The 20,603-nt window shown below is 70.7% G+C and carries 18 protein-coding genes; 3 read left to right on the forward strand and 15 right to left on the reverse strand.

The window, feature by feature from the left end:
* The first annotated feature begins 81 nt into the window (after positions 1 to 81).
* Positions 82 to 750, forward strand: a complete 669-nt coding sequence (locus IWH25_RS00045; protein WP_203387323.1) for a dioxygenase family protein — start codon at positions 82 to 84, stop codon at positions 748 to 750.
* Between the two features lie 13 nt (positions 751 to 763).
* Here IWH25_RS00045 and IWH25_RS00050 read toward each other — a convergent pair whose 3' ends face one another.
* Together IWH25_RS00050 and IWH25_RS00055 are read right to left on the reverse strand one after the other, a co-directional pair.
* Positions 764 to 2,434 carry an ATP-binding protein gene (locus tag IWH25_RS00050; protein WP_238998960.1) on the reverse strand — a complete coding sequence of 557 codons (1,671 nt, stop codon included), beginning with the start codon at positions 2,432 to 2,434 and terminating at the stop codon, positions 764 to 766.
* Positions 2,435 to 2,438: 4 nt separating this feature from the next.
* A complete protein-coding gene (locus IWH25_RS00055) occupies positions 2,439 to 3,581 on the reverse strand; it encodes a substrate-binding domain-containing protein (protein ID WP_238998961.1) in 1,143 nt (380 codons plus the stop codon).
* Positions 3,582 to 3,944: 363 nt separating this feature from the next.
* Here IWH25_RS00055 and IWH25_RS00060 point away from each other — a divergent pair, with 363 nt between their 5' ends.
* On the forward strand, positions 3,945 to 4,301 hold the full coding sequence (locus tag IWH25_RS00060; RefSeq protein ID WP_238999094.1) for an FKBP-type peptidyl-prolyl cis-trans isomerase: 357 nt from the start codon (positions 3,945 to 3,947) through the stop codon (positions 4,299 to 4,301).
* 67 nt (positions 4,302 to 4,368) lie between these two features.
* Here the strand turns inward: IWH25_RS00060 and leuE are convergent, their stop codons facing one another.
* Positions 4,369 to 5,034, reverse strand: coding sequence for a leucine efflux protein LeuE (leuE, locus tag IWH25_RS00065; protein WP_203387326.1), 666 nt, complete (start codon positions 5,032 to 5,034; stop codon positions 4,369 to 4,371).
* A 164-nt stretch (positions 5,035 to 5,198) separates the two neighbouring features.
* Here leuE and IWH25_RS00070 point away from each other — a divergent pair, with 164 nt between their 5' ends.
* Positions 5,199 to 5,483 (forward strand): hypothetical protein, encoded by a 285-nt coding sequence (locus tag IWH25_RS00070; protein WP_203387327.1) that lies wholly within the window; start codon positions 5,199 to 5,201, stop codon positions 5,481 to 5,483.
* Between the two features lie 50 nt (positions 5,484 to 5,533).
* Here IWH25_RS00070 and IWH25_RS00075 read toward each other — a convergent pair whose 3' ends face one another.
* From IWH25_RS00075 to phoU, 12 genes are all read right to left on the reverse strand, one after another.
* Positions 5,534 to 7,642 (reverse strand): AAA family ATPase, encoded by a 2,109-nt coding sequence (locus IWH25_RS00075; RefSeq protein ID WP_203387328.1) that lies wholly within the window; start codon positions 7,640 to 7,642, stop codon positions 5,534 to 5,536.
* 135 nt (positions 7,643 to 7,777) lie between these two features.
* Positions 7,778 to 9,118 carry a M48 family metalloprotease gene (locus IWH25_RS00080; protein WP_203387329.1) on the reverse strand — a complete coding sequence of 447 codons (1,341 nt, stop codon included), beginning with the start codon at positions 9,116 to 9,118 and terminating at the stop codon, positions 7,778 to 7,780.
* Positions 9,119 to 9,194: 76 nt separating this feature from the next.
* The gene (locus tag IWH25_RS00085; protein WP_203387330.1) at positions 9,195 to 9,716 is read right to left on the reverse strand and encodes a response regulator; all 522 of its coding nucleotides are present in this window, start codon (positions 9,714 to 9,716) and stop codon (positions 9,195 to 9,197) included.
* Between the two features lie 35 nt (positions 9,717 to 9,751).
* Positions 9,752 to 11,596 (reverse strand): GGDEF domain-containing protein, encoded by a 1,845-nt coding sequence (locus tag IWH25_RS00090; protein WP_203387331.1) that lies wholly within the window; start codon positions 11,594 to 11,596, stop codon positions 9,752 to 9,754.
* A 117-nt stretch (positions 11,597 to 11,713) separates the two neighbouring features.
* Entirely contained in the window at positions 11,714 to 12,178 is a 465-nt protein-coding gene (locus IWH25_RS00095; RefSeq protein WP_203387332.1) for a SixA phosphatase family protein, read from the reverse strand.
* A 108-nt stretch (positions 12,179 to 12,286) separates the two neighbouring features.
* Positions 12,287 to 14,266: a methyl-accepting chemotaxis protein gene (locus IWH25_RS00100; RefSeq protein ID WP_203387333.1), complete on the reverse strand. Its 1,980-nt coding sequence runs from the start codon at positions 14,264 to 14,266 to the stop codon at positions 12,287 to 12,289.
* A gap of 97 nt (positions 14,267 to 14,363) precedes the next feature.
* Positions 14,364 to 15,551 (reverse strand): glycosyltransferase, encoded by a 1,188-nt coding sequence (locus IWH25_RS00105; RefSeq protein WP_203387334.1) that lies wholly within the window; start codon positions 15,549 to 15,551, stop codon positions 14,364 to 14,366.
* Positions 15,539 to 16,327 carry a UDP-2,3-diacylglucosamine diphosphatase gene (locus IWH25_RS00110; protein WP_203387335.1) on the reverse strand — a complete coding sequence of 263 codons (789 nt, stop codon included), beginning with the start codon at positions 16,325 to 16,327 and terminating at the stop codon, positions 15,539 to 15,541. The genes IWH25_RS00105 and IWH25_RS00110 overlap by 13 nt, the downstream gene beginning before the upstream one ends.
* 78 nt (positions 16,328 to 16,405) lie before the next feature.
* Positions 16,406 to 17,557 (reverse strand): polyphosphate kinase 2, encoded by a 1,152-nt coding sequence (gene ppk2, locus IWH25_RS00115; RefSeq protein ID WP_203387336.1) that lies wholly within the window; start codon positions 17,555 to 17,557, stop codon positions 16,406 to 16,408.
* 160 nt (positions 17,558 to 17,717) lie between these two features.
* On the reverse strand, positions 17,718 to 19,007 hold the full coding sequence (phoR, locus tag IWH25_RS00120; RefSeq protein WP_238998962.1) for a phosphate regulon sensor histidine kinase PhoR: 1,290 nt from the start codon (positions 19,005 to 19,007) through the stop codon (positions 17,718 to 17,720).
* A 216-nt stretch (positions 19,008 to 19,223) separates the two neighbouring features.
* Positions 19,224 to 19,910 (reverse strand): phosphate regulon transcriptional regulator PhoB, encoded by a 687-nt coding sequence (gene phoB / locus IWH25_RS00125; RefSeq protein ID WP_203387337.1) that lies wholly within the window; start codon positions 19,908 to 19,910, stop codon positions 19,224 to 19,226.
* A 1-nt stretch (position 19,911) separates the two neighbouring features.
* Positions 19,912 to 20,598 carry a phosphate signaling complex protein PhoU gene (gene phoU, locus IWH25_RS00130; RefSeq protein WP_203387338.1) on the reverse strand — a complete coding sequence of 229 codons (687 nt, stop codon included), beginning with the start codon at positions 20,596 to 20,598 and terminating at the stop codon, positions 19,912 to 19,914.
* Between the last annotated feature and the right edge of the window lie 5 nt (positions 20,599 to 20,603).

Here is a 20,603-nt window from a genome sequence, read left to right on the forward strand (position 1 = left end):
ACAGTCGTCCGAGCTCCCTTGATTCGCCCAGGGGCGTCGACTAGCTTGAACTGAGACCGTTTCCCGCAAGGAGGTCCGGTCATGCGCACTCCCCTCTTGCCGCCCCGCAGCACCTCGACAGCACGCCGGAAATTCCTCCTCGGCGCGGCCGGCCTGGCCGGGAGCACGTTGCTCGCCGACGCCCTGGCGGGCGCCGCGGCCTGTCAGCCGACGGAGCAGGACATCATCGGTCCGTTCTACCGCTTCGGTGCGCCGTTCGAGACGAGGATCGCCGGCGCGGACGAAGCGGGCGACCGCCTGATCATCAGCGGCACGGTGTACAGCCAGGACTGCCGCACGCCGGTCGCCAATGCGCTGATCGAGGTCTGGCAGGCCAACAAGGAAGGCCGCTACGACACGAACACCCCCGGGAACTTTACCGAGCGCAACGCCTTCCGGCTGCGCGGGATGATGCTCACCGACCGCCAGGGCCGCTACGAATTCGAAACCGTGATGCCGGGCAGGTACCCGGTGCCGCCCGGACTGCCGGGGCTGGAGCAGTTCGGCGGGATCACCCGGCCGGCCCACATCCACTTCCGCGTGGCGGATCCGCTGCACATCCCGTTGACGACGCAGCTCTATTTCGCCGGCGACCCGTTCCTCGCCGGCGACCCCTTCGCCAAACGCAAGCCGGGACTGGCAATCGCACTCAAGAGCGCCGGCCCGCTGCTGCGCGGCACCTTCGACATCGTGCTGGCGCGCGGCTATTGAAGCCGCCGGCCGCTCACCCCGGCTCCGGCATGCGCATCGGCAGCACCACGCGGAACACCGCGCCGGCGCCCGGTTCGCTCCGTACCTCGATGCGCCCGCCGTGTCTCTGCACGATGCCGTAGGACAGCGACAGGCCGAGGCCGGTGCCCTGGCCGACCGGCTTGGTGGTGAAGAACGGGTCGAACAGCCGGCGCAGGTGCGCGGGCTCGATGCCGGCGCCGTTGTCTTCCACCTCGACCCAGACCTCGTCGCCCTGCCGGCCGGTGCGCAGCACGATGCGCCCGCGTTCGGGGATCGCCTGCGCCGCATTCACCAGCAGGTTCATGAACACCTGGTTGAGCTGCGCGGGCAGGCATTCGATCTCGGGAATGCCGCCGTATTCCTTGACGACCTCGGCCTTGTACTTGAGTTCGTTCCAGACCACGTTGAGCGTGCTGTCCAGCCCCTGCTCCAGGCTGGCAAACTGCTTTTCCGCCGCGTCGACGCGGGAGAAATCCTTGAGGTCCTCGACGATGCGCTTGACCCGCTGCAGTCCGTCGGCCGATTCCGCCAGCAGCACGGGCAGGTCGTCGCGGAGAAAATCGAGGTCGGCCTCCCGCCTGGCTTCCTGCAGCTGTGTGCGTGCCTCCTCCGACAGCTCTGCCTCCTTCGCTTCGTAGACGGACAACAGCCGCAGCAATTGGTCCGCATATTCGCGCAGGGTGCCCAGATTGGAATTGACGAAGCCCACCGGATTGTTGATTTCGTGCGCAACGCCGGCGGCGAGCTGGCCGATCGAGGCCATCTTTTCCGCGTGCAGCAGCTGGCTGTGGGCCTCGGCCAGCTTGCGGATCAGCTCCGCCTGACGCGCCCGTTCCTCCTCCAGCGCGACATTGGCGAGCGCCAGTTGGCGCCGATCCTCGAGAAACTGTTCGACAGCGCGCGCCATCTCGCCGATCTCGTCGTCGCCCCGCACCGGAATGCGCGTCGGCTCGCCGCCGGCTTCGCCGCCGCGGCGCAGATACCGGCTGACCTGGCGCAGTCGGTCGAGCACATGGCGACCGAGAAAATAGTGCGAAACCAGAAAAGCGATGATCAGGCTGCCGGCAAGCAGCGCCAGCACCCATTGCTGCATGCGCCGGGAAGCCTCGGCCAGCTGGCGCACTGCGTGCTGGTAGTCGTCGGTGACCCGCCCGGAGAGTTCATGGGCGGCGTCGACCAACGCGGAGGCCTGGGTGTGCAGGGTTTCGCGGAAGCGGCCCGGCGACTGCCCACCCCCATCCGAGCGGGCGCCGGCCATCTCCAACAGGCTGGCGACGACATGCACGGTATTGCGCAGCAGCTGAGCCGACTGATGCAGCGCCAGCACGGAGACATCGTCGCTGGCTGCCCCGAGCCGCTCCACCCGCCGGTCGAGGCCGTCCATTTCCGTCAGCAGGCCGGCGTAGCGCTCGCGCATCTCGGTGTCGCTCGCTGCGACCAGCATCCGCTGCGTTTCGCGCTCGACCAGCAGCGCGCCGCGCACGATGTCCTGGGTATCCTGCAGGCGCACCAGGCGTTCGTCGGCGAGCTGCCGGATCGCGTCGGCAGAAACCCGCAGCGCGTGGATGCCGACCAGGCTGCCGGCGAGGATCAGCAGCGCCAGCGCGCTGAGCGCCGCGATGAACTGGCGCCGCAACGACCGGGGAAACCACGTGCCGGCCATCGCTTCAACGCTTCCAGATGCTCCGGTAAATCTCGCGGTAGCCGTTGTCGGGGTCGTACAGCAGGCGCGGGCCGCCGTCATGGGCGATGTTGTCGGCGGTCACCAGATGCACCGGCACCACGTAGTTGCTCGGTGCCTGCCGCGCCATCAGTCGGTTCAACTCGTCCGCCAACTGCCAGCCATGCAGGTTGAGCGGCTCGGCGACGGTTCCGGTCTGGAAGGCACGCGCCTGGATGCGCAGGAAGGCCGCCGCACTGCCGTCGCCGGCCGAGAGCAGTTGCAGCGCCTCGCCGGACACGCCGGCACGGATCAACTCGGGCACCGCGTAGTCGAAATAGATGTCGTTGATCGCCAGCGCATGGGTCCAGCGTTTTCCGTGGCGGGCCAGCAGGTCGCGGGTCACCGCCGGCATCGCCTGGGCGCTGCCGGAGATGGCCACGTCGCGAATTTCGAGCAGGCTGCATTCCTTGCAGGCGCGGATCACCTCGGCCATGGCCTCGGCCTTGGCCATCGCGATGCCGAAATTCGAATCGGTGAAGATCACCACCCCGGCGCGCCCGTTGGCGCCGACCACGGCCGCCATGGCGGTGATGCGGGCGACCAGCAGCGGATCGGTCGACACGTTGAAGGCCACCGCGCTGTCAGCTACCGGACCGGCAACGGGCCCGACATGCCAGCCGACGACGGGGATGCCGCGCGCCGCGACCGGCGCCAGATGCGGCTGCATCGCACGCGCGTCGGCACCGACCAGCACGATGCCATCGGGACGCGCCGCGAGGGAATCAGCCGCCGCCTTGGCACGGCCGGCCGGCGTGCCGGCAGCGTCGAATACCTTGACCTGCCAGTCGAGCACCTTGGCCGCCTCGCGCACGCCCTGCGCCACGCCGAGGATGCCACCGTTGCGCAGGTCTTCGGCAAGGATGGCGATCGTCTTTCCGCGCAGGCCGGCGGGGCCGGCGCGCGGGCCATCCCAGGGCGGGCGCGGCGTGCTCGCCGCCGCGACCTGCCGCCGCATGTCGTCGAGCGCAAGCGGCGACTGGGCGCTCACCGAACCAACCGCCCCCAGGCACGCGGCAAGACACGCCAGCGTCCACGCGCGCCAACCGAGACGGGGAAGGAAAGAGCCATGAGGTGTACCGGTACGCATCTCGCCGCTCCTTTCGGTCATCGCGCGCCGCCCGGCCGCGCCGACCGATTCGATGGTTACTGATTTCGCCAGATCATGCGGACTATCGACAGCAGCCCCGTTCGCCAGGGCGGCATGGCAGTAGCGATTGCTGCGACCCGACGCGCCCCACCGGGGAAGACGGCAGCTCGCTGCAGCACGCCGCGCCTGCCTTGCGGCAGGACTTGCGCGCATTATTGCACGCACACGTCTCGTCGGGCGGACGCTTGCCCGGCAACGCTCTTCCCGGTAGCTTCCCGAACTCGTTCATGTTTCGCCGAGGCGATGGAGAGATCGATGCAGCTGTGGCAGAAAATCGTAGGAGCCGGCCTGCTGGCCGTGGCAATGGCCGCCCACGCCGGCGCGCCGGAGAAGACCGCTTCCGGGCTGGTCTATGAATCGCTGAAGGACGGCAGCGGCACGCAGGCGTCGCCGCAGGCCACGGTCCAGGTGCATTACCGCGGCACGCTGGCCGACGGCAGCGAGTTCGACAGCTCGTACAAGCGCGGCCAGCCGGCGGCGTTCCCGCTCAACCGGGTGATCCCGTGCTGGACCGAAGGCGTGTCGAAGATGAAGGAAGGCGGCAAGGCCAAGCTGACCTGCCCGCCGGAGATCGCCTACGGCTCGCGCGGCGCCGGCTCGGCGGTGCCGCCGAACGCGACGCTGACCTTCGAGGTGGAGCTGCTCAAGGTCGCGCGCTGATCGACGTCGGGGCGCCGACAAAGGAAGGGCGACGGGTGATCCCGTCGCCCTTTCCATTTGTGCTTTGTCAGCTCGCCAGGCGCAGGCCGAAGGCGACGAAGAGCAGGCCGACCGTGGTGTTGAGCAGCGCCGACAGGCGCTTGCGGCCGGCGAAGGCCTGCGCCAGGCGGACGCCGGCGAAGATCAGGAGGCTCAGGTAGAGCAGGCTGGCGACCTGCACGATGGCACCGAGCAGCAGGAAGCTGAGCGCCGGGTGCGGGTAGGCCGGATCGACGAACTGCACGAAGAAGGAGAGGAAGAAGAGGATCGCCTTCGGGTTGAACAGGCTGATGAACAGCGCCTTGCGCCCGACGCCCAGCGGCGAGGTCTCGGCCACCGGCTTCAGCGCGGCGAGCAGCTGCTGCGGCGGCAGCGGCCCGCTCGCGCGGAGCGTGCGCACCGTACGCCAGGCGCCGGCGATCAGCTTGATGCCGAGGTAGGCGAGGTAGGCCGCGCCGACCCAGCGCACGGCGTTGAACAGCAGCGGGTGGGCCTGCAGCACCGAGGCGGCGCCGAGCGCGGTGAGCAGCATCAGCAGCGAATCGCCGACGAAGACGCCGAGCGCGCCGGCGTAGCCGTGGCGCACACCGCTGCGCGCCGCCACCGTCAGCACGTAGATCGAATTGGGGCCGGGCAACAGAATGATGGCGATCGTGCCGGCGACGAAGACGCCGAGATCGGTAATGCCAAACATCGGGCAACTCCTGCATGCGAAAACGAAAGGACGGCAGACACTGTCGCACGACTTTGGTTCGCTGCCTACCGCCCGGCGCGGGCTGCGCGACGGCGCCGTCCTTGCCAGGCGCCGGTGCAGGCGCTAGCCTGAAACAATCGAGCATCCGCCGAGGAGGAGCCGCGATGAAACGCCTGCTGATCGCCTGCCTGACCTACGGAGCCCTGCTGCCGCCGGCGGCGGCCGCGCCCGCCGGCAACGCCGCCGCGGGCGAGAAGCTGCACGCGGCGAACTGCCTGGGCTGCCACGACACCGGCGTCTATACGCGCAAGGACCGCAAGATCGGTTCGCTGGAGGCGCTGAACCTGCAGTTCGAGACCTGCGCCCACATGACGAAGAAGACCTTCACGCCGGCCGAGATCCGCGACATGACGACCTTCCTCAACGACCGCTTCTACCGCTTCAAGTAGGCCGCCGCGTAGCGGCACGGATCAACCGCCGCGCATTCCGCAACGGCCGCTCAGCCCACCTGCTGCACGCGGCGCGGCACGCGCCCGCTCTCGAAGTTGCGGATCTCGGCGAGCGCCTCGTCGAGGCTCATCTCGCCGGCCTGCAGCAGCCGCTCGACGAGATGCTCGGTGAGCGGCATCAGCCGCACCAGCAACGCCTTGGTCTCGCCGTAGAGGCGCTCGCTCTGCGCCTCCATGAGGCTGCGCGTCTCCTCGTCGAGGTTGCGCGAACGGTCGCGGCCGTCGCCGGTGAGCGCGCCGTAGTTCAGCCGCGTCTTGCGGTACATCCCCATCTCGCCGACCGCGTGGTGCAGCAGCCGGGTGACGCGGGTGATGTCGTTGTGCGCGCCGTTGCTGGTGCCCTCCTCGCCGAAGAACAGCTCCTCGTTGGCCATGCCGCCGAGCAGCACGCGCACGTCGTGCTCGATGTCGCCCTTGGTCTTCAAGAGGTTCGGCCCCTGCTTGTGGAAGACGAAACCGAGCGCGTTGTTGCGCGGGCTGGCCTTCAGCGAGATCTTGATCGTCTTCATGTCGGCGAGGATCTGCTCCCAGTTGCCGCCGGTGCGCTCGCGCTCGTACTCGAAATCGACCAGGAAGTGGCCCCACTCGTGCACCGCGATGATGCGCCGGTCGCGCTCGCGCTCGTCGGTGGTGTCGGCATTGACGTTGCCGACCAGCACGCGCTCGGCGGCCTGCATCAACGTGTCGGCGCCGATCATGTCGCCGGCCTGGACGGCGCTGATGCCGGCCTGGTTGACGATGGTCTCGAGGTCGGCCGGGCTGCGCCCCTCGGTCACCGCGACCAGGTGGCGCAGGTCGAGGTCGGGCAGCACCTTGTCGGCGCGCAGGGAGAGGTAGTGCTCGACGATCGCCAGCCGCTCCTCGCGGTTGGGCAGGCGGAAATCGACCTTCATCTGGAAGCGGCGCAGCATCGCCTCGTCCATCTCCATCGTCTCGGCGTTGAAGTTGCTGGCGACGATCCAGATGATCTCGGCGTCGCTCCGGCTGCGCACGCCGTCGAGCACGGAGAGCAGCGTGTTGGCGGTGTCGTCGTCGAACTTGCGGCGGCCGCCGCGCTTCATGAACAGGTCCTGCGCCTCGTCGAGGAAGATGATGCAGCGCCGCCGCCGCTTGGCCATGGCGATGATCCGCGACAGCGTGTTCGAGCCGCCGCCGACGAAGCCGGTCTCGAGGTTGGTCGCCGAGTGGAACAGGATCGGCAGGTTCAGCTCCTTGGCCAGGTAGCTGGCGAGCTTGGTCTTGCCGGTGCCGGCCGGGCCGCTGAACATGACGTTGAACGGCTTGACGATGCCGTACTCGGCATAGAGCGCGCGGCGCTGGTACTGGTCCTTGATCTGCGCGACCTCGGCCTTGATGTCGTCCATGCCGACCAGGTCGTCGATCGAGCCGCTGATCTGCGCCGGCTCGATGAACTTGAGCGACTTGAAGCTCCCCTTCAGCTGCAGGAAGAGGAAGACGAGCAGGCCGAACATCAGCGCGAACGACAGGAAACCGCTGATGCCGGCCTTCCAGTTGCCCTGCTCGGAGATCGGGCGGGCGCCGGCGAAGCGCTGGTCGAGGCGCTCGAGCAGCGCGCGGCCGCCGGCGCCGAGCTCGCTGCGCGGGACGAACTGCAGCTTGCCGCCCCACGGCGCGGTGGCGGCGCGATCGGTGAAGATGCGCGTCTCCAGGTCGCTCGGGTAGTAGGCGTGCTGCCGGCCCTGCACCTCGACGAGGACGATGCGCTCGGAGAGGTTCCAGATCAGCGGCTGGTAGATCACGGTGACGCGCTCGACCGGCTGCGTGTCGAGGAAGTTGAGCATGGCGCCGGTGCCGAACACCACCGGCAGCTGGTCGTTGAAGGTCCACACCCCCTCGCCGGCCGGGCCGGCGACGGTCATCGCCTTGACCTGCTCGGCGAGCGCGGCCTGCTTCTGGTTGAGCGAGATCGAATAGAGCGCGGACAGCGGGATCAGCCAGGCGATCACCAGCACCGCGACGCGGACCGCGGTACGCTGGATCGCGAACCAGTCCTGCAGGCGGCCGGCGGCCTTGCGCACGGCGAGCCAGAAACCTTTCCCCGCCGGCGGCGTCGCGCCGGGTTTCGCCGAATCTGCCATCGCGCCCCCCCCTCTCTGCCCCACACGCGGCCGCATAGCGACCTCTGCCGCCCCGCCCGGCGTCGCGTCCTGGCGCAACGCCGCTCCCCATTCGACTTCGCCCCGCCCGGCGAGGTTCCGGGCGCGGCCGCCCGTTCAGCGCAGGTAGCCCCAGCCCTTCAGCCGCAGGTAGGCGTACTGCGCCGCATCGCCCTGCGCGTTCTGGCGCAGGAAGGCATTGTAGTGCTGCGCAGCGGCGCGGCGCTCGCCCAGGCCTTCGAGCGACACCCCCTTGAGGAAGGTGACGCCGGCATCGCCGGGGAGCAGGCGGTCGTACTCGTCGAGCCGCTGGAAGGCCTGCGCCGGGTCGCGCAGCTCGAGCGCCAGCACGCCGGCGACCTTGTGCGCCTGCGCCTCCTGCGGATAGATGCGGCGCGCGCTGTCGGCGTAGTCCAGCGCCTGCCGGCCGCGGCCGGTGGCCTGCAGGCACTGCGCCATGCGCAGGTTGGCGGCGTAGTCTTGCGGCGTGCGCTTCACGGCGGAAGCGAAATCCGCCTCGGCGCTGCGGTAGTCCTTCTTCGCCATCGCCGTCTCGCCGCGCTTGAGGTCGTCGATGGTCGGCTTCAGCTGGCGCAGGCCGGCGGTGCTGTCCATGAAGCGCGCCCGCTGCGGGTCGCGCCCGCGGCTCGCCGCGTAGCGCGTTTCCGCCAGCTGCTGCGCGGTGTCGCGCCGCTCGCGGCTCATCGGGTGGGTGGAAAACATCGTCTGCACGATGCCCGGCGCCTCGCGCTCCTGGTCGACCAGCAACTGCTGCAGGCGGACCATGCCGGCCGCCGGGTAGCCGCCGCGCACCATGTATTCCTGGCCGAGGGCGTCGGCCTCGCGCTCGTCGTCGCGCGAGTAGCCGGAGAGCAGCGCGCTGGCGCCGACCTGGCTGCCGAGGCCGATGACGCTGCCCCAGCGCGCATCGCGGGCGGCGAGGTTGACGCCGGCGACCGCCGCCTGCGCCAGCAGCGAGCGCCCCTGCTGCTGCGCCGCGTGCCGCGCATTGACGTGGCCCAGCTCGTGGCCGAGCAGCGCGGCGAGCTCGGCCTCGTCGTCGAGCTCGACGAGGATGCCGCGGGTGACGCCGACGGCGCCGCCGGGAAAAGTGTAGGCGTTGACGTAGTTGGCGTTGAGCGCACGGTAGGAGTACGGCATCGTCGGCCGGTGCGTGGTGTCGTCGAGGCGGTTGCCGACCTCGCCGAGGTAGCGGTTGAGCGCCGCGTCCTGCACCGCGCCGAGGTCGCGCGAGAACTGGTGCGGCGAGACGCGGGCGTCGACGCTGCGCTCGTCGGCCTCGCTCATGCCGACCAGGATCGACTCGCCGGTCACCGGCGAGGTGGCGCAGCCGGAGAAAGCGCCGGCCAGGCAGCCGGCGCCGAGCAGCCACAGCGCCTGGCGGCGGCTGACGCGGTTGCGTTCGAGGCTACGGGCGAGCGAGGCGAAGGGAATCATGGCGCAGCTTGCGGATCCATACTGCGCGCATTGTATGCCGTGCCGGCCGGCGACGGGACGGCAGCTGCCGTCGGTTTCAGCCGGTGCGGCGGGCGGGCGCCCCCCAGACCGGTGCGGCGGCCACCGCCCGCCGGTCCAGCCAGCGCAGCAGGCAGCGATGCAGCGCGTCGGCGACCAGCGGCTTGGCGACGATGTCGTCGATGCCGGCGACGAAGCAGCGCACGCTGACGTCGTCGAGCACCTCGTCGGAGACGGCGATGATCGGCAGCTGGCGGCCGAAAGGCAGGCTGCGCAGCACGCGGCTGGCAGTCAGCCCGTCCATCACCGGCAGCCGCGGGTTGATCAGGATCGCGCAGGGCGGCGCGTCGCTGGCGCGCGTCACCGCATCGGCGCCGTCGAGCGCGAAATCGAGCTCGAGGCGGGCATCGCGGAGCAGATCGAAGAGGCGGTGACGGTCGGCCGGGCTGGCGTCGGCGATCAGGATGCGCTTGCCGGCATGACGGGCCAGCATCTGCGCGAGCAGGTCGTCCTGCCACGGTGTCCGCCGGCGGGACGGGGCCGACGGGAGGCTCCCCGGGAAGATCGGTGCGCTGTGCATGAAGGGCTCCTTGGTGGGGGCGCGGGCGCGCCCGCTCAGTTGAGGCGGGGAGCGGCGGTGTCGCCGCCGGCGCGCCGGCGCTCGACGAAGACGGCGCCGTGCGCGCTGCCGCGCACCGCGCCCTGGTCGGCGGCGGCCTGCTTGGCCAGTTTCTTCGCCTGCTTCTTCGCCGTCGCCGCGGCGGCAGCGACCTCGCGATGCGACTCGTACTCGCCCGGGGCGACGCGCACGACGCCGATCGACAGCGTCGGCAGCGCCTGGAAGACCAGCTCGCCGCGCCGGTTCTCGGCCATGTAGCCGCCGAGCGCGTGCAGTTCGTCGTCGGCCATCGTCGCCATCGCCTCGGCGAAGCGCTCGACGATCGCCCAGCTACGCGCCTCCCAGTCGGCGCTCTGGAAGACGACGAAGAAATCGTCGCCGCCGATGTGGCCGACGAAATCCTGGCGGCCGTCGACCGCCTCGCAGATCAGCTGCCCGAGCAGCTGGATCACGTCGTCGCCGCGCCGGTAGCCGAAGGTGTCGTTGTAGGGCTTGAAGTTGTCGATGTCGAGGTAGGCGACGACGAAGCCGTTGCCGGTCGCCAGCATGCGGTCGATGTGCTCGTTGATCGGCACGTTGCCGGGCAGCTGCGTCAGCGGGTTGGCGTAACGCGCGGCGCTGATCTGCATCTCGGTGATCATCGCCATCAGGTCGTGGCTGCTGCCGATGCCGAGGTAGCGGCCGCCGTCGCCGGTGATGATGAAGCCGTCGAACAGGTAGTGGCGCGGCGCCACCGACAGCATCATCGCCAGCTCGGGAATCGTCGCGTTCTGGTCGACGACCAGCGGCGACGGGTCCATGAACTGGTGGCAGGACTTGCGTCCGAACAGCTCCTTCTGGAACGGCCGCGCGAAGCGGTCGACCATGCTGTGGCGGTTGATCAGCCCGATCGGGCGCGCGCCGTCGACCACCGGCAGCACTTCGAGCGAGGCATCGGCCTCGAAGCGCGCGAACACGCATTCGTTGCTGGCGCCGCTCGCCACCGGCTCGATCGCACGCAGCAAGAGGCGCGCGGTGCGCGTGCGCCCGGCGTGCAGCGCGGTCGGCGACAGCGTGACGCGGTGGCGCTCGAGGACGCCGGCGATCTCCGCCGGCAGCTGCCGCGCCGGCGCCTTGTCCGGGCGGGCGATGAAGTAGCCCTGGCCGCAGGCGATGCCCATGTCGCGGATGCACTCGAAGTCCTCGACGCGCTCGATGCCCTCGGCGATCAGCGCGGCGTTGCAGATCTCGCCGAGGTCCTGCATCGCGCGCACGAAGTGGTACTTGATGCGGTCGTCGGCGATGCCGTGCACGAAGTGCTTGTCGATCTTGACGAACTCGGGGCGGATCTCGGACCACATGCGCAGGTTGGCGAAGCCCTCGCCGAGATCGTCGATGGCGATCTGGAAGCCGCGCCCGCGGTAGTGCAGCAGCGCCTCGTGGATGCCGGGCAGGTCGGTGATCTGCTCGTTCTCGGTGAGCTCGATGACCAGGCGGTTGGCGGCGATGCCGAGCTCGCCGAGCAGCGTGCGGGTGGTGCCGTTCATCAGCCGTTCGTCCAGCAGCGCGCCCGGCGAAATGTTGAGGAACAGGCGGCCGGGCAGTTGCAGGCGGGCGAAGGCGCGCAGGCTGGCCTCGCGGCAGGCGTGCTCGAGATCGAGGCCGAGGCCGGCGGCGCGGGCAGCGGAAAAGAGCACGTCGGGGCGCTGCAGCGGCGAGTGCAGCGGGCCGCGGATCAGCGCCTCGTAGCCGAGCAGCGCGCGCGCGCGGAAATCGACGATCGGCTGGAACACGGGCTGCAGCAGCCCTTCGCGGACGATGCGGGCGAGCTCGTCCTGCTCGTTTTCGATGCACGGGTTCATTGTTGTTCTTCTCCTGCGACAGGTGACGGCGACCAGTCTAGGACGCCGATGTTGCAGGACTGTGGCAGCCGCCGGGCAGGACGATGACGGCGGCGGAACGGATTGCAGCAGGCGGAATTACTTGCTGCCGGCGAGAAAGTCGGGGGAGACGACGGTGCGCAGCACGGTCTGCGGCTCGCCTTCGCGGATGCGCCGCGTCAGCCACCACAGCGCCCCCTTCTTGATCGTCCATTCCGACTCCTGGCCGGCGAGCAGCAGCGAGGCGAGCTGGCCGAGGCCGGGCTGGTGGCCGACCAGCAGCACGGCGCCGCGTGCCGACGGCCAGCCGGCGGCGGCGAGCAGGTCGGCGGGCTGCGCGCCGGGCCCGATCCTGCGCTCGATCTCGAACGGCAGGTCGAGCGCCTCGGCGGTCTGCCGCGTGCGCACGGTCGGGCTGGCGACGATGCGCAGGTGGCGCGGCAGGTGCTGGCGCAGCCAGCGCGCGACCGCCTTCGCCTGCTTCTCGCCGCGCCCGGTGAGCGCGCGCGCGAAGTCGTCGTCGCCGTCCTCGGCCTCGGCGTGGCGCCACAGCAGCAGATCCATGGGCATCTCTTCGTTGTCGGAAGCCGGCATGCTAAGCACTCCCTGTTACGGCGATATTGCGACAGGGAAAGTATAGGCCAGCGCCGAGCGCCGTCGGCGCTACAAGTGCTACACGCGCAGCCCGGCGACCGCCGCCGACAGGCTGCGCGACATGCCGACCAGGTCGGCGAGCAGGTCGCCGACCGAGCGCACCGAGGCGTGGTTCTGCTCCGACATCACCGCGATCTCCTGCACGTCGCGCGCGATCGACTCGCTGGCGCCGGCCTGGGCGCCGGTCGCCGCCTCGATCTCGCGCAGGTGCGCCAGCGATTCGCCGACCTCGCGGCGGATGCGTTCGAGCGCGTCGATCAGCGACTGCACGCTGGCGACGCTCTTGCCGACGGCGTCGGTGCTCGCCGCCATCTCGTCGACCGAGGCGTGGATCTCGGCCTGGATCGCGGCGATGGTCTCGGCGATCTCGCCGGTCGATTTGCGCGTGCGGTCGGCGAGCTTCCGCACCTCGTCGGCGACGACCGCGAAGCCGCGGCCGTGTTCGCCGGCGCGCGCCGCCTCGATCGCCGCGTTCAGCGCCAGCAGGTTGGTCTGCTCGGCGATCTCCTGGATGACGCCGACGATCGCGCTGATCTGCCCGGAGCGCACCTCCAGCCGCTGCACGGTGTCGGCGGCGTGGCGCACGGTGGTGTCGATGCTGCGGATCGCCGCCGTCGCCTGGTTGGCCTCGCCGACGCCGGCTTCCGCCAGCTGCCCGGCGCGCTCGGAGACGGCCAGCGTCTTCTGCGCATGCTCGGCGACCTCGCTGATGCTCACCGTCAGCTGCTGCACCGCGGCCGCGACCTGCGCCGACGACGCGCTCTGGCGGTCGGTGGCCAGCCCGACCTGGCCGGCGGCGTCGCTGACCTGGCGCACCGAGGCGTCGACCCGGCGCGCCGAGCCGTCGGCCTCGCCGATGACGCGGGCGAAGGCGTCGGCGACCGCGTTGAAGGCGTTGCCGAGCGCCGCCAGTTCGTCGCGGGTATCGACCGCCGCGCGCCGGCGCAGGTCGCCGGCGGCCATCGCCTCGGCGACGCCGCGCAGCTCGCCGAGCGCGCCGATGATCGAGCGGTAGGCGCCGGCGAAGCCCCAGGCGACGAGCAGCAGCACGCCCAGCAGCAGGCCGGCGACCGCCCGCTGCTGCGCTTCCAGACGCGCCTCGCGCGCGCCGAGGAGGCGCCCGGCGTCGGCGGCGACCGCGTCGCCGAGCGCGAACAGCGCGCCCTGCGCGGCGTCGGCGCGGCGAAAGAACTCGGTCGCGGCGAGCTCGTGCTCGGCGGTGTCGATGACCTTGATCGTCAGCGTCTCGACGAAGGGCAGCACGGCCTCGTTCAGTTGCGCGTAGCGCTCGCGCAGCGGCGTGCAGGCGGCTTCGTCGCCGCCGCAGCCGCGCGCCAGACTGTCGTCGAGCCAGCGCATCAGCGGGTCGAAGCCGGCGCGCAGCGCCTCCAGCTCGCGCCGTTGCGCCGGCCGCAGGCGCTGGCCGGCGAGCACCTCGCCGCCGATCCGGCGGGCGTCGGCGAGCGCAGCGGCGAACGGCGGCAGGCGATCGGCGAGGAGGCCGAGCAGCGCGTTGCTGTCGACCTCGGCATCCATGCGCAGGCCGCTGCCGTCGACGCTCTGCGCGGTCGCCTCCTGCAGCGCGGCGACCGCGGCGGCATGGGCTGCGTCGCCGCCGTCGGCGGCCAGCCGCGCCCAGGCCTCGGCGAAGGCGCGCCCGGCCTCGCCGGCGAGCGCGCCGGCAGCGTCGCCGCGCAGCTGCGCGACCGCCTGCGCGTTGCCGGCGAGCAGCGCCTGCGCGTCGGCGTCGCCCTTGCCGGCGGCGAGCTGCAGCGCGTGCTGCGCATCGACCCGGTCGCGCAGGCGCTGCAGCGGCATCTGCAGCGCCAGCCCGGCGCGCTCGGCGCGGACGCGCTCGACGCGCGCCGCCTGCTCGGCGAGATGGAGCGACGAGACGGCGAGCAGGGGCAGGCCGAACAACAGCGCCGAGCCGAGCAGCTTGGCACGGAACGAGAGGCGCCCGGAGAGGCGGGCGGGGAAGGCGAACAGGACTTTCATCGTCAGTCTTCTTTTTCCGGCCGGAGGCCGTGATGGATGATCGGAGCGGCGCCGCGATGCTAGCCGGCGCCTGTTACGGCACGGTGAAACGACGCGCTCACAGGCCGGCGACCGCCACCGCCTGCGCCGTGCGCGCCCGGTGGTCGCGGCGCAGCGTGCGGTAGTGCGAGGCGAGCAGTTCGGCCATCACCGCGTCCGACCAGGTCTGCGCATAGGCGCGCGCCTCGCCCGGCAGGTGCGACCAGGCCCGGCGATGGACGAAGAAGTGGGCGAGCGCGTTGGCGAAGGCGTGCACGTCGTCGGCGGCGACCAGGCAGCCCTTGCGCGGCGCCAGGATGTCGGCGGTGCCCATCGCCGACAGCGCCAGCACCGGCGTGCCGGCGGCCATCGCCTCGATCAGCACGAGGCCCTGCGTCTCGGTGCGCGAGGCGAAGACGAACAGGTCGGCGGCGGCGTAGCAGTCGGGCAGGCCGCGCGCGCGGTCGAGGTAGCCGACGAAGCGCACCGCGCGGTTCAGCCCCAGCGCATCGACGCGGCGCTGCAGGTCGGCGCGCGCCGGTCCCTCGCCGGCGATCAGCAGCAGCAGCTCGGGCACCGCGGCGAGCGCGCGCGGCAGCGCGTCGATCAGGAAGCCGAGGTTCTTCTCGTGCGCGACGCGGCCGACGTAGAGCGCCAGCGGGCGCTCCGCGGCGATGCCGTGCGCGGCGCGGAAGGCGGCACCGTCGCCGCCGGCGAAGCGCTCGACCGGGATGCCGGTCGGCAGCACGCGCAGCGGCGCGGTCACGCCGTAGGCCTGCAGCCGCTCGCGCATCGCCGACGAGGGCACGAGCACGCCGTCGGCCGCGTTGCACTGGCGGCGCGAGAAGAAGCGCGCGGCACCGCGCAGCCAGCCGGCCGGCAGCAGCGGCGCGTAGTGCTGCAGGTATTCCTCGAACAGCGTGTGGTAGGTGGCGAGCACCGGCAGCCCGTGCCGGCGGGCCGCGGCGAGGCCGGCGTAATGGGCGACGAACGGCGTCTGGATGTGGATCGCGTCGCAGTCGGCGGCGGCCGCGGCGACCGCGCGGTGCATCGCCCGCCAGCCGACCAGGCGGTCCTCGGGGTCACCCGGCAGCGGCCGGCCGCCGACGCGGACGATGCCCGGCTCGTCCGGCTCGTCGCCGTAGCGCGGGACGACCAGGCGGACCTCGACGCCCTCGCCGGCGAGCTTGCGGCGGAAGGTCTCGATCGAGGTCGAGACGCCATTGACGCGGGGGAAGTAGACATCGGAAACCATCAGGACGCGCATCGCGATTCCTCCTCGGGTTCTTGACTGGACATGGCGGGCGCCGGCTGCGCCCAGTGCACGACTTCGAGGCGGCCGTCGGCGTGCTCGACGAGCGCGCTGCACGAATCGACCCAGTCGCCGCAGTTGCCGTAGACCAGGCCGCCGACCTCGCGCAGCGCGGCACAGTGGATGTGGCCGCAGATCACGCCGTCGAGGCCGCGCTGGCGCGCGGCGTGGATCACCGACTCCTCGAAGTCGAGGACGAACTGGAGCGCCTTCTTGACCTTGCGCTTGGCGTAGCCGGCGAGCGACCAGTAGCCGGCGATGCCGAGCTTGCGCCGCACCCAGGAGACGATCAGGTTGCAACGCACCAGCCAGTCGTAGGCGAGGTCGCCCAACAGCGCGACCCAGCGGTGGTGGCGCGTGACCTGGTCGAACTCGTCGCCGTGGATGAGCAGGAAGCGGCGGCCGTCGGCGAGCACATGCACGTGCTCGGCGGCAAGCTCGATGTCGCCGAAGGCGGCGTCGACGTAGTCGCGCAGCGCCTCGTCGTGGTTGCCGGGGATGACCACGACGCGCTCGCCGTGGCGGGCGCGGCGCAGGATCTTCTGGACGAAGGTGTTCTGCGCCGGCGACCAGTGGATGCCGCGGCGCATCGCCCAGAAGTCGACGATGTCGCCGATCAGGAAGACGTTGTCGGCGGGGTGTTCGCGGAGGAAGTCGAGCAGCCGCTCGGCCTGGCACGCGCGGGTGCCGAGGTGGATGTCCGAGAGGAAGAGGGAACGGACCTGGGGCATGGCGGAGATGCTCCGCCATGCGCGTAACAGGTCGATGACGCGCCGGTTACGTTTCGGCTACAAGCGGCGACGGGAGGCTCACAGGATCGGCGCCCCCTGGTGCTCGCCGCGCTCGTAGACGACGTGCGCGCGGCCGACGATCAGCGGGTCGAGGTTGCCGATGCGCTGCACGTCCTTGTTCGAGTACGGCAGCTTGTGCAGGATGTAGCGCATCGCATTGAGCCGCGCGCGCTTCTTGCAGTTCGACTTGATCACCGTCCACGGCGCGTCGGCGGTGTCGGTGTGGAAGAACATCGCCTCCTTGGCCTTGGTGTAGTCCGCCCACTTGTCGAGCGAGGCCATGTCGATCGGGGAGAGCTTCCACTGCTTGAGCGGGTGCACCTTGCGCTCCTTGAAGCGGCGGCGCTGCTCCTCGCGGCTGACCGAGAACCAGAACTTGATCAGGTGCGTGCCCTGGCGCGCCAGCATGCGCTCGAACTCCGGCACTTGGCGCATGAACTCGGCGTACTCGTGGTCGTTGCAGAAGCCCATGACGCGCTCGACGCCGGCGCGGTTGTACCAGGAACGGTCGAAGAGGACGATCTCGCCGTTGGTCGGCAGGTGGTTCACGTAGCGCTGGAAGTACCACTGGCCGCGCTCCATCTCGGTCGGCTTCTCCAGCGCGACGACGCGCGCGCCGCGCGGGTTGAGGTGCTCCATGAAGCGCTTGATGGTGCCGCCCTTGCCCGCCGCGTCGCGGCCCTCGAACAGGATCACCACCTTCTGCCCGGTCTCCTTGACCCAGGCCTGCAGCTTCAGCAGCTCGACCTGCAGACGGTACTTCTGCCGCTCGTAGGTGCGGCGCTGCATCAGGTTGCGGTAGGGGTAGCCGCCGTCGCGCCAGTCCGGCGTCAGCTCGTCGTCCGGATGTGCCAAGCCGTCGTCGGCGGCGGCGCGCAGCTGGCGCTGCAACTGCTTGACCAGGCGTCCCGCCTCGCTCGCCGGCAGCCCGGAGACGAGGTCGCGCATCGCCGCCAGCCGCGCTTCCTGCGCCGCCTCGACCGATTCGCCGACGACGAAGTTCTCCACCCCCGGTGCGCCGCGGGCCACCGCGGCAGTATCGCCGGCGGCGACGCGCCGGCCGCGGGCGGGGCCGGCGGCCGCCGGCTTGGCGGCGGGCGGGGTGACGGATTTGCCGCGGCGGACGCCGGCGGCGGTTTTCTCGATTTTGGTTTCGCTGGTCTTGGCCATGGTCGTGGTTTCTCTCGATCAGGAATTTTCCGGAACGGCGACCAGCGTGAATTCCCCCGGCACGGCGGCAACGACAGGAACTTCCCTGGTCGGGACGAAACTGCCTTGCAAGAATCGCACCTTTTGCCGCCGCAGGCGAGCCGCCGGCCGGCGGCGACGCTCACGGGGCCAGCCGGGCGGGCGGGAAATGGGCGCTGAAGCGGCTGCCGGCGCCGAGCGCGCTGGCGATCTCGAGCCGCGCCTGGTGGCGCGACAGCGCGTGCTTGACGATCGCCAGGCCGAGGCCGGTGCCGCCGGTCTCGCGCGAGCGGCCGAGGTCGGCGCGGTAGAAGCGCTCGGTCAGGCGCGGGATGTGCGCCGCGTCGATGCCGGGGCCGTCGTCGCTGACCGAGAACTCGGCGCCGCGGCCCTGCGGCTTCCAGGCGATGGCGATATGGCCGCCGGCCGGCGTGTAGCGGACGGCGTTGGAGATCAGGTTGCCGAAGGCGCTGGTCAGCTCCGACTCGGCGCCGAGCAGGTCGCCGGCCTCGACGACGAGCGCGATCTGGTGGCGGCCGGCGGACAGCGCCTCGGCGTCGCGCTTGAGCTTCTCCAGCAGCGCGGGCATCGCCACCCGCTCGCTCTCCGGCGGCGGCGGCGAGGATTCGAGCGTGGACAGCGTCAGCAGGTCCTGCACGATGCGCTGCATGCGGTCGGACTGCTCGGCCATCAGCGCCAGGTAGCGGTCGCGCTCCGCCGGTTCCAGCGGCAGTTCGCGCAGCGTCTCGAGGAAGCCGGAGAGCACCGTCAGCGGCGTGCGCAGCTCGTGCGAGACGTTGGCGACGAAGTCGCGGCGCATGCGGTCGAGGCGCTCGCTCTGCGTGACGTCGCGCACCTGCATCAGGCGCTCGCCGCCGGCGTAGGGCAGGACGTGGATCGACAGCACCTGCTCGTCGTTGCGCACGGCATTGAGCCGCAGCGGGCGCGCGAAGTCGCCGGCGGCGAGGTAGGCGACGAAGGCCGGCTGGCGGACGAGGTTGGCGATCGGCTGGCCGCGGTCGGAACGCAGGTCGAGGCCGAGCTGCTGTTCGGCGGTGCGGTTGCACCAGCCGATGCGGTTGTCGGCGTCGAGGGTGATGATGCCGTCGACGATGGCCTGGCCGGCGGCGGCGACCTGGCGCAGGTCGAGGTCGCGGCGCGCGATCAGCGCGCGCAGTTCGCGCTCGTGTCGGTGCAACCGGGAAAACACCTCGTCCCAGACGCCGGCGCCTTCCAGCGCGTGCGTCGGCGACGGGTGGCGCGACCAGGACTCGAGCCGGGAGAAGTAGCGCAGCCCGAGCAGCAGCTGCAGCAGCAGCACGGCGGCGAACAGCGCCCAGCCCCAGGCCGGCGAGACGAGGACGCCGAGCACCAGCGCCGGCAGCGCACCGCCCAGCGTCAGCGCCAGGGTCTGGATCAGCGCGGTGCTCATGCCGCCGCCTTGCCGCCCCGCCAGTTCACATCGTTCTCCCTGCCTGCAGGTTTCCCGGGACACCCCGGGCGGTCAGTTGTTGCCCGAGGGCACTTCTCCGTAATGCCCGGCGCGCATTATTCGGGCGCACCCCAAGAGTACTTCTTCGCAATGCGCATCGCGCATTGCTCAGGCGCACCCCGAGAGTACTTCTTCGCAATGCGCATCGCGCATTGCTCAGGCGCCGCGGAAGCGGTAGCCGGCGCCGCGCACGGTCTCGATCCGCTCGTGCTCGCCGGTGCTCTCGAGCGCGGCGCGCAGGCGGCGGATATGCACGTCGACGGTGCGCTCCTCGATGAAGACGTGGTCGCCCCAGACCTCGTCGAGCAGCTGCGCCCGCGAGTATACGCGCTCGGGATGGGTCATGAAGAAGAGCAGCAGGCGGAACTCGGTCGGCCCCAGCTCGACCGGCTGGCCGGCGGCGAGCACGCGATGCGTCGCCGGATTCAGCGACAGCGCGCCGATCTCGACCACCTCGCCGGCGAGGTGCGGCTGGCGGCGGCGGAGCACGGCGCGCACGCGCGCGACCAGCTCCTTCGGCGAGAAGGGCTTGGTCACGTAGTCGTCGGCGCCGGCCTCGAGTCCGATGATCTTGTCCTCCTCGTGCACGCGCGCGGTGAGCATGATGATCGGCAGCTCGCGGGTGCGCTCGTCGGTGCGCAGGCGCTTGGCGAGCGCGACGCCGGACTGGCCGGGCAGCATCCAGTCGAGGATCAGCAGGTCGGGCAGCGCGGCGCGGATCGCCGCCTCGCCCTCCTCGGCGCTGCCGGCGCGGACGACCAGGAAGCCGTTGTGCTTCAGATTGACGGCGAGCAGCTCCTGGATCGCCGGTTCGTCCTCGACTACCAGAATGGTCGGGGTCAACTTATTCCTCCTTGCCGGAATGCCTGATGTCCCGCCCTTCGGCGATGTAGATCACGTGTTCGGCGATGTTCTTCGCGTGGTCGCCGATGCGCTCGATCGAGCGGCCGATCCAGACGATGTCGATCGCCGTCGAGATGGTCCGCGGATCTTCCATCATGTAGGTGATCAGCTGGCGGACGATGGCCTTGAACTCGGCGTCGACCTTGGCGTCGGCGTGGATGACCGCGTCGGCGAGCTGGGAATCGAGGCGGGCGAAGCTGTCCAGCGCCTGGCGCAGCATCACCACCGCCTCGTCGGCGACGTGGCGCACGTCGGTCGCGCGCGGCAGCTGCAGCATGCCCTGCTCGTGCACGCGGCGGGCGCCCTTGGCGATCTTCTTCGCCTCGTCGCCGATGCGCTCGAGGTCGGTGACGATCTTGGTGACGCCCATCACCAGCCGCAGGTCGGACGCGGTCGGCTGGCGGCGGGCGACGACGTGGATGGTCTCGTCGTCGATGATCTTCTCGAAATCGTTGACGCGGTGGTCGTTCTCGACGATGTCCTTGACGATGCCGGTCTCGCCGGTGGCGTAGGCCTCGACCGCGGCACGGATCTGCGCCTCGACCAGGCCGCCCATCTCCAGCACGTGCGTGCGCAGGCCGCTCAAGTCCTCGTCGAACTGGCGGGAGACGTGAATGCTGTCGCTCATCTGTT

This window comes from Azospira restricta (assembly GCF_016858125.1).
Classification (GTDB): domain Bacteria; phylum Pseudomonadota; class Gammaproteobacteria; order Burkholderiales; family Rhodocyclaceae; genus Proximibacter; species Proximibacter restrictus.

Coding starts and splice junctions, on each gene's coding strand:
- ppk2 (WP_203387336.1), bottom strand. CDS start 17,557: ATGGCCAAGACCAGCGAAACCAAAATCGAGAAAACCGCCGCCGGCGTC.
- IWH25_RS00055 (WP_238998961.1), bottom strand. CDS start 3,581: ATGCGTACCGGTACACCTCATGGCTCTTTCCTTCCCCGTCTCGGTTGG.
- IWH25_RS00105 (WP_203387334.1), bottom strand. CDS start 15,551: ATGCGCGTCCTGATGGTTTCCGATGTCTACTTCCCCCGCGTCAATGGC.
- leuE (WP_203387326.1), bottom strand. CDS start 5,034: ATGTTTGGCATTACCGATCTCGGCGTCTTCGTCGCCGGCACGATCGCC.
- IWH25_RS00045 (WP_203387323.1), top strand. CDS start 82: ATGCGCACTCCCCTCTTGCCGCCCCGCAGCACCTCGACAGCACGCCGG.
- IWH25_RS00070 (WP_203387327.1), top strand. CDS start 5,199: ATGAAACGCCTGCTGATCGCCTGCCTGACCTACGGAGCCCTGCTGCCG.
- IWH25_RS00050 (WP_238998960.1), bottom strand. CDS start 2,434: ATGGCCGGCACGTGGTTTCCCCGGTCGTTGCGGCGCCAGTTCATCGCG.
- IWH25_RS00095 (WP_203387332.1), bottom strand. CDS start 12,178: ATGGATCTGCTGCTGTGGCGCCACGCCGAGGCCGAGGACGGCGACGAC.
- IWH25_RS00060 (WP_238999094.1), top strand. CDS start 3,945: ATGGCCGCCCACGCCGGCGCGCCGGAGAAGACCGCTTCCGGGCTGGTC.
- IWH25_RS00110 (WP_203387335.1), bottom strand. CDS start 16,327: ATGCCCCAGGTCCGTTCCCTCTTCCTCTCGGACATCCACCTCGGCACC.
- IWH25_RS00080 (WP_203387329.1), bottom strand. CDS start 9,118: ATGATTCCCTTCGCCTCGCTCGCCCGTAGCCTCGAACGCAACCGCGTC.
- phoR (WP_238998962.1), bottom strand. CDS start 19,007: ATGAGCACCGCGCTGATCCAGACCCTGGCGCTGACGCTGGGCGGTGCG.
- IWH25_RS00075 (WP_203387328.1), bottom strand. CDS start 7,642: ATGGCAGATTCGGCGAAACCCGGCGCGACGCCGCCGGCGGGGAAAGGT.
- phoU (WP_203387338.1), bottom strand. CDS start 20,598: ATGAGCGACAGCATTCACGTCTCCCGCCAGTTCGACGAGGACTTGAGC.
- IWH25_RS00090 (WP_203387331.1), bottom strand. CDS start 11,596: ATGAACCCGTGCATCGAAAACGAGCAGGACGAGCTCGCCCGCATCGTC.
- IWH25_RS00085 (WP_203387330.1), bottom strand. CDS start 9,716: ATGCACAGCGCACCGATCTTCCCGGGGAGCCTCCCGTCGGCCCCGTCC.
- IWH25_RS00100 (WP_203387333.1), bottom strand. CDS start 14,266: ATGAAAGTCCTGTTCGCCTTCCCCGCCCGCCTCTCCGGGCGCCTCTCG.